Annotated in this window: 9 protein-coding genes; 6 read left to right on the top strand and 3 right to left on the bottom strand. The window is 50.3% G+C overall.

The window, feature by feature from the left end:
- Positions 1-941: pyridoxal phosphate-dependent aminotransferase (locus MKA69_RS13215; RefSeq protein ID WP_305848211.1), on the bottom strand; the 941-nt coding region annotated here is incomplete at its 3' end.
- 214 nt (positions 942-1155) lie between these two features.
- Between MKA69_RS13215 and MKA69_RS13210 the strand changes: the two genes are divergently transcribed.
- From MKA69_RS13210 to menE, 6 genes are all read left to right on the top strand, one after another.
- Positions 1156-2463, top strand: coding sequence for an isochorismate synthase MenF (locus tag MKA69_RS13210; protein ID WP_305848210.1), 1308 nt, complete (start codon positions 1156-1158; stop codon positions 2461-2463).
- Positions 2460-4187 (top strand): 2-succinyl-5-enolpyruvyl-6-hydroxy-3-cyclohexene-1-carboxylic-acid synthase, encoded by a 1728-nt coding sequence (gene menD / locus MKA69_RS13205; protein ID WP_305848209.1) that lies wholly within the window; start codon positions 2460-2462, stop codon positions 4185-4187. Before MKA69_RS13210 ends, menD begins: the two co-directional genes overlap by 4 nt.
- On the top strand, positions 4177-4968 hold the full coding sequence (gene menH, locus MKA69_RS13200; RefSeq protein ID WP_305848208.1) for a 2-succinyl-6-hydroxy-2,4-cyclohexadiene-1-carboxylate synthase: 792 nt from the start codon (positions 4177-4179) through the stop codon (positions 4966-4968). Before menD ends, menH begins: the two co-directional genes overlap by 11 nt.
- Before the next feature lie 24 nt (positions 4969-4992).
- Entirely contained in the window at positions 4993-5859 is an 867-nt protein-coding gene (gene menB / locus MKA69_RS13195; RefSeq protein ID WP_001140803.1) for a 1,4-dihydroxy-2-naphthoyl-CoA synthase, read from the top strand.
- An 88-nt stretch (positions 5860-5947) separates the two neighbouring features.
- A complete protein-coding gene (menC, locus tag MKA69_RS13190) occupies positions 5948-6946 on the top strand; it encodes an o-succinylbenzoate synthase (RefSeq protein ID WP_305848207.1) in 999 nt (332 codons plus the stop codon).
- Positions 6922-8352, top strand: coding sequence for an o-succinylbenzoate--CoA ligase (gene menE, locus MKA69_RS13185; RefSeq protein WP_305848206.1), 1431 nt, complete (start codon positions 6922-6924; stop codon positions 8350-8352). Before menC ends, menE begins: the two co-directional genes overlap by 25 nt.
- Before the next feature lie 82 nt (positions 8353-8434).
- On the opposite strand, the gene MKA69_RS13180 is transcribed toward menE, so the two are convergent.
- Both MKA69_RS13180 and MKA69_RS13175 read right to left on the bottom strand, forming a co-directional pair.
- A complete protein-coding gene (locus MKA69_RS13180) occupies positions 8435-9595 on the bottom strand; it encodes a benzoate/H(+) symporter BenE family transporter (protein ID WP_305848205.1) in 1161 nt (386 codons plus the stop codon).
- Between the two features lie 36 nt (positions 9596-9631).
- Positions 9632-11503: an MFS transporter gene (locus tag MKA69_RS13175; RefSeq protein ID WP_305848204.1), complete on the bottom strand. Its 1872-nt coding sequence runs from the start codon at positions 11501-11503 to the stop codon at positions 9632-9634.
- Between the last annotated feature and the right edge of the window lie 6 nt (positions 11504-11509).

Raw genomic sequence — 11509 nt, 5'->3', positions numbered from 1 at the left:
CATGCGCGATCTCGCTGCTCTAGCAGTCGGCCGCCCGGCAGAATCAGCTCATTAATACTTTGATAGCCGCCAAGTGCGGTTTGAATGGCGTGCTGCATCGGCACGTTAGCACACAAACGCATGGAGGAAAGCATATCCAGACCTGCGATATAACCTTGTGCGAGTTGTTTAGGGCCAGTCAGGAACATCCAGCCACCACGGAAACCACACACACGATAAGCTTTGGACAAACCGTTAAAAGTTGCCACTAACACATCATCCGCCAAAGTGGCGATTGAGGTATGCACTGCGCCGTCGTACAGCACTTTGTCGTAAATCTCATCAGCGAAAATGATCAACTTATGCTTACGGGCAATTTCTACAATTTCCAGCAAGAAATCGCGGCTGTACACCGCACCCGTTGGGTTATTCGGGTTGATCAGCACAATACCACGGGTTTTTGGGGTGATTTTGCTGCGAATATCGTCGAGATCGGGATACCAATCGGCTTCTTCGTCACAGATGTAGTGCACGGCTTTGCCGCCAGAAAGCGCAACCGCAGCTGTCCACAATGGGTAATCTGGGGCAGGTACCAGCATTTCATCGCCATTGTTCAGCAGGGCTTGCATCGCCATCACGATAAGCTCTGAAGCACCGTTGCCGATGTATACATCTTCGACGTCCAGACTGCGGATACCTTTTTTCTGGTAGTACTGCACCACCGCTTTGCGAGCGGAATAAATGCCTTTAGAGTCACAGTAACCTTGCGATGTTGGCAGGTTACGGATCACATCAACCAGGATCTCGTCTGGGGCGTCGAAACCAAATGGGGCAGGGTTACCGATATTTAGTTTCAGTATTTTATGCCCTTCTTCTTCCATGCGTTTAGCATGTTTAAGCACTGGTCCTCGAATGTCATAGCAGACATTATCGAGTTTTGACGACATCCCGATATTTTGCATTGTGATTTTCCTGAAAATAATCTGTTTTCTTGATCAAACTACACTAACTTGCCATTTTTTAGAATAAAAATCTAAGATAACCTAGGTTTAAAAACAGAAGACATGTTGTGTCGATCACTCAGCGAAGTAAAAGATACCCCATAACCTTGATTTCATAAGGCTCTCTCAATAGAGTAGCCTCAGTTTACCGAATCTCCCCCCGTACGAGGTCGCTTTGTTGCATTTTTTTCAGGCCGTTGCTCAATTGATGGAGCAAATCCGTGGCGCGAAGGATCATGATGTTCGTTTTACTCAGCCATTGGCAGAAAAACCGCCGTTTGCGCTGATTGATTGGCTTGACGCTCAACCGATTTTCCCCAAATTCTATTGGCAGTCGCGCGATACCCGTGAAGAAGTGGTCGCACTGGGGCAGATCTACACTTTTACTGATCCGGCACCGGCTTACGCCATTTTAGGTGATGAGCAGCGCGTTTGGGGTGGGCGTTCATTTGATGGCAATACGGAGAAAAATCCGCGTTGCATGTCCTCTTTCTTTTTTTTACCGCAGATTGAATTAACCCGTTTTGATGAACAGTGGTCATTGGCGGTGAACATCAACAGTGAGCCGCAACGCACGCTTAATGCTCTACAAAAACTGTTACTTGAGGTTCCCGCACTACGCCCATTGACGGCGCAAGTCAGCGATGTTGAACACACTCCCTCGCTTTTGCAGTGGAATGCGTTGGTTGAGAAAGTGCTGAATGGCATTACTCAGCAGCAGTTTAAAAAAGTGGTACTGGCGCGTAAGACCAAACTTTCGTTGGATGCGCCGATCAGCGCGGCGCAATTGCTGCAAGCTAGCCATGCGCAAAACCATCACAGTTTCCATTTTCTACTGGCGTTGGATTCTCGCCACAGTTTTATGGGGTCAACTCCAGAGCGTCTTTATCTACGTCATGGACAGAATTTAGAAACCGAAGCGTTAGCGGGCACGATTGGTCGAGGAATCAATGCCGCACAGGATATGGAGTTGGCCAATTGGTTGACGCATGACAGTAAAAATCTCAACGAAAATCAGTTAGTCGTCGATGACATTATTGAAAGCCTTGCCCCTTACGCCGATCACATTCATAGCCAGCATGATGCGCAGTTGGTGCGTCTGCGGAAAGTTCAACACCTGAAGAAACGGATTGATGTGGAGCTGAAATCGGGGGTCAATGGCGTGCAGCTATTGAGTGCGCTGCAACCGACGGCGGCAGTGGCCGGTTTGCCTCGCCAAAGTGCGCTGGCTTTTATCGCTGAACATGAGCCTTTTGCACGCGGCTGGTACGCGGGCTCTATGGGCTATTTTAGCCATGCGCAAGCCGAGTTTTGTGTGGCGATTCGCAGTGCTCTAGTGGTGGATAAACAAGTTCAGCTGTTTGCGGGGGCGGGTATTGTGCCGGGCTCCGTGGCTGAGCATGAATGGCAGGAGCTGGATAAAAAGCTCTCGACCTTACTGAGCTTGATTACTGACCGTTTACCGCTGGGAGTGGCCTCATGAACCACGATCAAGCTTTATTGAATCGCCTCTGGTCGCGAGTGTTACTCGAAGAGTTAAGCCGTTTAGGCGTAACACAAGTGTGTGTGGCTCCGGGTTCTCGTTCTACACCCTTGACGCTTGAAGCACATGCCAATGCGGCGTTTACTCTACATACTCACTATGATGAGCGTGGCTTAGGTTTTATGGCGCTAGGTCTAGCGAAAGCCAGCCAACAGCCAGTCGTGGTGATTGTGACTTCGGGCACCGCGGTGGCGAACTTGTTGCCTGCCATTGCCGAATCCAAACTTACTGGTGAACGTTTAGTGGTACTCACTGCGGATCGCCCGCCAGAGCTGGTGGGTTGCGGTGCGAATCAAGCCATTGTTCAATCTGGCATTTTTTCTCATCACGTTAATGTAACCCTTGAGCTGCCAAGCCCTGCGATACACCATCCACTTTCTTGGTTACTCACGTCGATTGATGATGTGATGGCTCGCCAAGCCCTGCTCGGTGGCAGTGTACATATCAATTGCCCGTTTCCTGAGCCTTTGTATTCGACAGGTGATGAGGCTATTTATCAGCCTTATCTGGCCAGTGTGCAAAGATGGCGCGAACATCAACGCCCATACACTGAGCGCCACCAAAGTTTGACACAAAGCGTACCTTCGTCATTGGACGGCTTTTTAACCAAAGGTGTGGTGATTGTTGGATCGGTGACATCTGATGAAGCACATGCTGCGCAGCGTTTTGCTAAGGCGATGGGCTGGCCGCTGCTGTGTGATCCGCAATCGGGTATCAGCAGTGAGTGGGCACATTTCGATTTGTGGTTACAGCACCAAAACGCGCGTGATGTGCTCAATCAGTGTGAAGTCGTGGTGCAGTTTGGTTCACGAATAGTTTCTAAACGCTTGGTGCAATGGTTAGCCAATTGGTGTGGGCAAGCTCGTGGTGAATATCACTATGTTTCGCCACAGACGGAGCGTAACAACCCTTGGCATGCGATGCAGCAGCAGTGGGTGTGTGATATTCCAAACTGGGTAGAAGCGTTGCTCAGTAAACGCTTAGCGGGTCAACATACCCAACAAGGTTGGGCAGATGCGTTAACCCATTATGCACAATCGGTTCACCAATTGGCGCAGTTGCATTTCTCTGCTTCTGCTTTAAGTGACGTTGCATTGAGCGAAGTAGCTCTGGCGCTAGATTTAACCGAGCGCGCCACGCAAGCCGATCTGTTTTTGGGCAACAGCCTGATTGTGCGTTTGGTGGATATGTTCAGCGCGCTTGATGGGCGTGAAGTGTTCACCAATCGCGGTGCGTCGGGCATTGATGGTTTAGTGGCAACGGCGTCAGGTGTTCAGCGAGCACGACAGAAACCTCTGTTCATGCTGATGGGGGATACCTCGCTGCTGTACGATCTCAACTCGCTAGCGCTGATCCGCAATCCACCGCAGCCGACCGTGATTGTGGTGACCAATAACGATGGTGGGGCGATTTTCGATCTCCTGCCTGTACCGAGTGAGCAGCGCGAAGCGCTCTATCAAATGCCGCATGGAATGGACTTTGCCCACGCAGCCCAGCAATTTGGTTTGGCGTACAGTGCTGCGCAAACGCTAGAGCATTACCAAGCCTTGGTGGAAGAGCATTTCGCGCAAGGTGTTGGCACTTTACTGATCGAAGTGAAAACTCCACCCCAGCAAGCTTCTATGCACATCAAACAATTAACGTCGCAACTCCATGCTCTCTAGTCAACTGCACTTTGCCAAACCCGCAGCGCGAACACCCTTGGTGGTGTTGGTGCATGGTTTGCTTGGCAGTGGAGCGGATTGGCACCCCGTCCTCACCTATTTAGCGGATAAACAGTGCGCGGTATTAACACTGGATCTGCCCGGTCATGGTGCCAATCCAGTGTTGCATTGTGATGATTTTGCTCAAGCGGTCGAAATGATCGAGCAAACGGTGCAAGCGCATATCACTCCTGAGGTGCCAGTCATTTTGGTTGGATATTCGCTTGGCGGGCGATTAATCATGAATGGATTAGCACAGGGGGCTTTTTCGCGCCTTAATCTGCGAGGGGCGATCATCGAAGGCGGTCACTTCGGACTGCAAGATGACGAGGAAAAAGCAGCGCGTTGGAAAAATGATGAGCAGTGGGCACAGCGCTTTGCTAAGCAACCGATTGAGCATGTGTTGAGCGATTGGTATCAGCAAGCGGTATTTAGTTCACTAAACCATGAGCAAAGACAAACTTTAATTGCGCAACGTAGTGCTAATCTTGGGTCATCAGTAGCACATATGTTACTGGCAACAAGTTTGGCTAAGCAGCCGTATTTATTGACAGCACTACAAGCACTTACTCTGCCGATACACTATGTGTGTGGCGAGAAAGACAATAAATTTCAGCAACTCGCACAGCATTGCGGGTTGAGTTACAGTCAGGTTGCGAATGCGGGCCACAATGTACACCACGAACAGCCGCAAGCCTTCGCAAAGATTGTACAAGCGATGATCCACTCAATCACAGATTGAGTGATAACGATAATGGGAACCACCATGGCTAAAACAACAGGCATTTCTGAACAAGAACTTTACGCACCAGTGATTTGGCAAGATTGCACCGGTGACTATCAAGATATTTACTACCACAAGTCTGAAGATGGGATTGCCAAAATCACCATCGCCAGACCACAAGTGCGCAATGCGTTTCGTCCATTGACTGTAAAAGAGATGATTCACGCGCTGTCAGATGCTCGATACGATGACAAAGTGGGCGTAATTATTCTGACCGGTTTAGGTGAAGATGCGTTCTGTTCTGGTGGCGATCAGAAGATCCGTGGCGATTACGGCGGTTACCGTGATGATTCCGGCACGCACCACCTGAACGTGCTGGATTTCCAACGTCAGATCCGGACTTGTCCAAAGCCTGTGATTGCGGCTGTGGCTGGCTGGGCGGTAGGCGGCGGTCATGTACTGCACATGATGTGTGACCTGACCATCGCAGCAGAAAATGCACAATTTGGTCAAACGGGTCCGAAAGTCGGCTCATTCGATGGCGGCTGGGGTGCTTCTTACATGGCGCGTATTGTTGGCCAGAAGAAAGCGCGCGAAATCTGGTTCCTGTGCCGTTTCTACAATGCACAAGAAGCGTTGGATATGGGGCTAGTAAACACGGTTGTGCCAGTGGAAGAGCTAGAAAGAGAAACCGTGCGCTGGTGTCGTGAAGTGCTGCAACACAGCCCGATGGCGATTCGCTGCTTGAAAGCGGCACTCAATGCCGACTGTGATGGCCAAGCGGGCCTGCAAGAACTGGCTGGCAACGCGACCATGTTGTTCTACATGACTGAAGAAGGTCAGGAAGGCCGTAACGCGTTTAATGAAAAACGCCGTCCGGACTTCAACAAGTTCCCGCGTAACCCATAATTCTTCTCAGAGCGGCATCCAGCCGCTCTTTCTCTTTGAGCATAAACGTCGGTTTATGTACACGTATTGGATATAGGAAGAGATCAGCATGCGTCATGCAACCCTCTATCGTTACCAACTGCCGATGGATAGCGGTGTCATCCTTCGCAATGAGAAACTGACTCAGCGTGAAGGCTTTATTGTCGAACTGACCGAAAACGACCGTACTGCACGCGGCGAGATTGCACCGCTGCCCGGCTTTAGCCGAGAAACGTTGGAAGAAGCGGGCGTACAAGCACAAGCGCTGCTTGAGCAGTGGGTCAATGGTCACACGATTGATTGGGATGCACAGCATCCTTCGGTCGCCTTTGGCATTTCGACGGCGCACTACGAGCTAGAACAAGCGCTGCCCGCGCAAGGCAACTACTATGTTGCGCCGCTGTGCACGGGCGATCCGGATGAGCTGCTGCCGGTGTTGAATAACTTACCGGGGCAGAAAGTCGCTAAAGTCAAAGTTGGACTGTATGAGCCGATTCGGGATGGCATGCTGGTCAACCTGTTTTTGGAATCAATGCCAGATTTAACGCTGCGTTTGGATGCCAACCGCGCGTGGACTCCTGCCAAAGCGCTTAAATTTGCTCAATACGTCGCGCCGTCTTTACGCAGCCGTATCGCCTTTCTGGAAGAGCCGTGCCAATCGCCAAGTGAAAGTATCGCGTTTTCGATTGATACGGGGATTGCAATTGCGTGGGACGAAACTTTACAAGAAGCGGTTCGCGATGCAGATTTTGCTTTAGAAAATCTGCTCGGCGTGAAGACCATAGTGATCAAGCCGACCTTGGTTGGTTCGGTGTATCGTGTGGAGGCTTTGGTCGAGAAAGCGAAAGCACTTGGGTTGCAAGCGGTGATCAGTTCTAGCTTAGAGTCTAGCTTAGGATTGAACCAGTTAGCGCGTTTGGCGCATAAATTACTGCCTAATGAAGTGCCGGGGCTCGATACCATAGGTTTATTCCGTGCTCAGTTAGAAACGCCTTGGCCAAATAGCTCGCTGCCTGTGGTTTCCCTGCAAGAGCAGCCAATCGTATGGCGCTCGGAATCTGCTCTGTGAGCCTCTGGCAGCCTTGGCTTGAGCGCGACCCCAATCAGGTCGCGCTGAACCATGCCGGGCAAACACTGACTTGGCAAGCCCTAGACTGCCAAGTGGCACACTATGCTAAAGCGCTGCGTGAGCAAGGGGTTCGGTCGGGGGAAGTGGTGACGCTGGTCGGGAAAAATCACCTGCCCACTGTGCTGTGGTTTTTGGCCTGCACTCAAGTGGGCGCGCTGTGCGCCTTTGTCGCACCACAACCTTTGGCTCGTTTGCAGGAAAAGCTCGCCACGCTTTATGCGGAGCAAAGTCCAAAGCACCTTTGGCTAGCACCTTCTTGCGCGCTGAGTGAAGAAGAGATTGCGGAGCTTAATGCCCATCGCCTGAGTTTGCCCGATGAGCGGGATGAAACCGTTGATGATGAGAAAGTCTCTAGCCAGTTCTCTTGTGAACAACTGGCGACATTAATTTTCACCTCGGGTTCGACGGGCGCAGCCAAAGCCGTCGTGCATACTCATCAGCAACATTTGGCTTCGGCCCGCGGTTTGCTGACTCAGTTCGTTTTTACTGAGTCAGATTGTTGGTTACTGAGTTTGCCGCTGTATCACATTTCCGGTGTGGCGATACTCTATCGCTGGCTTGCTGTGGGTGCAACACTCAAAATCGGAGTGGGTGATCTGCAAAGCGATATTGCCGGCGTGACCCATGCTTCACTGGTGCCTACTCAGCTTAAACGTCTATTGGACAGTCGCTGCCCATTGACACTCAAACGTGTTCTGCTTGGTGGCAGCCATATCCCCGTTGAACTCGCCGAAGCTGCGGCAAAGCGCGGTATTGATACTTGGCTGGGCTACGGCATGACCGAAGCGGCTTCGACGGTGACCGCAAAGCGTGTTGATGGACTTGCGGGCAATGGTGAGCTTTTGGATCATCGTGAGCTGTGCCTTGTTGATGGGCGGATTTTTATCGGCGGGCAAACGCTGGCACAAGGCTATTATCGGCAAGGACAGCTAGTGCCGCTCACTAATGAGCAGGGGTGGTTTGACAGCAAAGATCTCGGTCGCTGGCAGGGTAATAACCTGCTGATTAATGGCCGAGCGGATAATCTTTTTATCTCTGGCGGTGAAAACATTCACTGTGAAGAGATAGAGGCAGTATTAAACCAGCACCCTCAAGTACAAGTCACCATTGTGGTTCCTGTCCAAGATAGTGAATATGGAGCGCGACCTGTTGCGATTATTCGTAGTGAAGCACAGTGGAGCCAAGCCATAGGCGATGCTTGGTGCCAAGGCAAACTCGAAAAATTCAAATGGCCTATCATGTACTTTTTACTTCCTGACACTTTGCTGGATGGGGGAATTAAGGTGTCTCGTGCGGCCGTCAAAGCTTGGCTGGACACGTACCAAACCACGTTTGAGTTATTGTAATACTCGGATGGCTTGAAGTGGCAGCAGTGATATTTACTGCTTAACTGTAACGCCAAGCCATTTAAGTACCTTTCTCTTACCGCTATTTTTTCGATGTCGCGCTCAAACGTAAGTAGACCAAACCCATGACAAGGCCAATCAAAGTGGCACTCATTCCAAACAGTGTTGCGCCAGAAAGCGTGATGATAAAAGTAAACAGCGCTGGCTCACGGTGTTCATCCGTTTTAAAGGCGGTGTGCAGGCACATCATCAAAGTGCCGAGTAGGGCTAAACCTGCGAGCATGGCAGAAATGGGTTGGGGGAGTGCGAGGAAAATGTTCACCACCGCAGCAGCAAAAATCCCAGCCAATAAATAAAACACACCAGCCCACAGCACTGCACGATAACGCTGAGTTTTATCGCTGTCGACTTCCTCTGCCATGCAGATCGCAGCTGAAATTGCGGCTAAATTCACGCTAAAACCACCAAAAGGGGCGGCGAGCATGTTTGCCAATCCGGTGCCGAGCAAAATCGGTTTGATCGGCGCTTCATATTGATAGCTTTTCATCATCGCAATCCCCGGTAAGTTTTGCGAAAGCATGGTGATGAGGTACAGCGGCAGAGCCAGATTGATCAAAGCCAGCCAGTCAAACTCAGGTTCAACCCAGAGAGGTGTTGCAATGCTTAATGATAGGTCAGTGTCAGCAAAACTACCCTGAGTGATAGCACAACCGATACTCGTAATCAGCAGGATCAGCATGGTGTATCTGGGAGCAAAGTGTTTGGCCAATAAGTAGCTGGTAAACAGCAGGAAAAAAAGCACGGGTGTATGAGTGAGTGGCGTAAAAGCTTTGGCACAAAAGGGCAGCAAAATAGCACCGAGCATGGCCGTGCCAAGAGGAACCGGAATTTTGCTCAGTGCGCGAGTCAAAGGGGCGATCATGCCAGTTAAGGCAATTAACGCACCAGAAAGCATAAAGGCGCCCACCACAACGGATAACGAGTATTGACCCGCCGATGCGGCTAGCATCACTGCGCCCGGCGTTGACCACGCAGTTAAAATAGGCGTTTTGTAAACCCAAGAGTAGAGGATTGAAGTCAGCCCCATCACTACGCCTAAAGTCAGTAACCAACTTTCGATTTGCGCAGGGGTGGCACCTGAGGCTGTGGCGGCTTGGATCACGATTACCACCGAACTGGTATAACCAACCAAAACCGTGGTAAAGCCCGCAGAGAGGTGACTGAGATTGAATAATCCTTTCATTAATGGGTTCCATTTGCATATTGCGAGTGGAACAGATTAACGCCAATCGCCTCGCAAGTGTGCAACTTTTTCGTGCATCAGCGCAGCATTAGCGTGATCTGCAGCCACAGGCTCTCCCGCTTCAATTTCTAACTGGGAGCGAAAACGGGTTGGCAATCCTTTACAAGCACGCCCTTTATGGCGGCTGAAATAACTGCCCCATAATCCTTTGAGTGCCAGAGGAACCACCGGGACAGGGCTGCGGTGGAGGATTAAATCTAAGCCGCGCATAAACGGGTTCATTTCCCCATCGGCGGTTAATCGACCTTCGGGGAAAATGCACACCAAATTCCCTTCATTGAGTGAGTGCTCAATCTCGGCAAAAGCGCGGCGAAGAGAGGCTCGATTGTTGGCGGAAATCGGGATCACCCCTGCGCGTTTTAAAAACGTTTTGAGCAGTGGCAGGTTGGCGTACTCTTCTTCCATCACAAAGTGAATCAAACGTGGGCAAACCGCGCTCAGCAGTAAGGCATCCATATAACTGACATGGTTACACACCAGCAGTGCACCGCCTTGTTCGGGGATGTGGTGCAGGTTTTTATGGCGCACTCGGTACAGCGTATGAGTAAGGATCCACACCAGAAAGCGAACGGCGAAAATCGGCACTTGTAGGAAAATATATAAAGCAACCAGTACATTGAGTACGGCGAGCACCGCGAACAGTTGCGGGATACTCAGTTCTAACACGCTGAGGCAAACAATGCCCAGCAGTGCACTGCCGACCATAAACAATGAGTTATAGATATTGAGTGCTGCAATCACTTGCGCACGCTCGGTGACTTTGGCGCGCTGCTGTAGCATGGCGTACAACGGAACAATGAACACACCACCAAATACGCCAATCAACAGTAAATAAGCAAAAAGTGGCCATAAAGCGGAGTAAGACACAAAGTCTACAAAAGTGCTAAAAACGGGAAGATCGGCGGGAATGCTGGTTGCCATCAGATAGCCAAATAAACTGATACCGACACTGCCCAAAGGTACGATCCCTACTTCAATCCGATGCCCTGAAAGCTTATCGCAGGTGAGTGAGCCAACCGCGATACCAACCGAAAATAGGGCAAGTAGGAAAGAAACGGCGGCTTCATTACCGTGAAGATACAGTTTAGTAAAATTGGGAAACTGGGTGAGGTAGACCGCACCGAGAAACCAAAACCAACTGATCGCCATGATAGATTGGAAGATAGCGCGATCACGCTTAGCAATGCGTAAGGTTTGCTTGGTTTGAGCAATCGGCTGCCAACGAAATTCAATATCGGGTGCACTGGCTGGTGCCAGTGGAATCGCACGGCTAGAGAGATAACCCAACAGTGCAAAAATCAACACCGCAGCGGCGGCAAAGTAGTGTGCATACTCTGTTGAGGCAATGACTCCCGCTCCCAAGGTGCCGAGCAAAATAGCCAGAAAGGTTCCGGTTTCGACTAACGCGTTACCGGGAACTAACTCTTCCGATTTCAGTTGTTGTGGTAGCAATGCGTATTTGACGGGGCCAAAGAAAGCCGATTGTGTACCCATCAAAAACAGTAAAAACAGTAAAATGCCGTAACTTTGCGTGAGAAAACCGATCGCCCCACCGAGCATGATGACAATTTCTAACAGTTTAACTTTGCGGATATAGCGTGATTTTTCATATTTATCAGCCAGCACTCCAGCTGTAGCTGAAAATAGAAAAAAGGGGAGAATAAATAACCCGGCCGCAAGATTGATGAACAGATTACTGGAGATAGGGAGAGCTTGAGATCCCGCAAAGGCGACAAACAGTAACAAAACATTTTTAAAAATGTTGTCGTTAAATGCCCCAAGAAACTGGGTGATGAAATAAGGTAAAAAACGGCGCTCAGCTAACAGCGCCGTAGTCGAATTCGCCATGTCGTT

It is taken from the genome of Vibrio sp. AH4 (assembly GCF_030710545.1).
Lineage (GTDB): Bacteria > Pseudomonadota > Gammaproteobacteria > Enterobacterales > Vibrionaceae > Vibrio > Vibrio metoecus.
Note: the sequence above shows the minus strand (reverse complement) of the source record. Positions and strands in the feature narration are given on the sequence as shown.

Bases quoted from the DNA above. Each gene is read 5' to 3' on its own strand.
- menD (WP_305848209.1), top strand. From the start codon at position 2,460: ATGAACCACGATCAAGCTTTATTGAATCGCCTCTGGTCGCGAGTGTTA.
- menH (WP_305848208.1), top strand. From the start codon at position 4,177: ATGCTCTCTAGTCAACTGCACTTTGCCAAACCCGCAGCGCGAACACCC.
- menB (WP_001140803.1), top strand. From the start codon at position 4,993: ATGGCTAAAACAACAGGCATTTCTGAACAAGAACTTTACGCACCAGTG.
- menC (WP_305848207.1), top strand. From the start codon at position 5,948: ATGCGTCATGCAACCCTCTATCGTTACCAACTGCCGATGGATAGCGGT.
- menE (WP_305848206.1), top strand. From the start codon at position 6,922: ATGGCGCTCGGAATCTGCTCTGTGAGCCTCTGGCAGCCTTGGCTTGAG.
- MKA69_RS13180 (WP_305848205.1), bottom strand. From the start codon at position 9,595: ATGAAAGGATTATTCAATCTCAGTCACCTCTCTGCGGGCTTTACCACG.
- MKA69_RS13175 (WP_305848204.1), bottom strand. From the start codon at position 11,503: ATGGCGAATTCGACTACGGCGCTGTTAGCTGAGCGCCGTTTTTTACCT.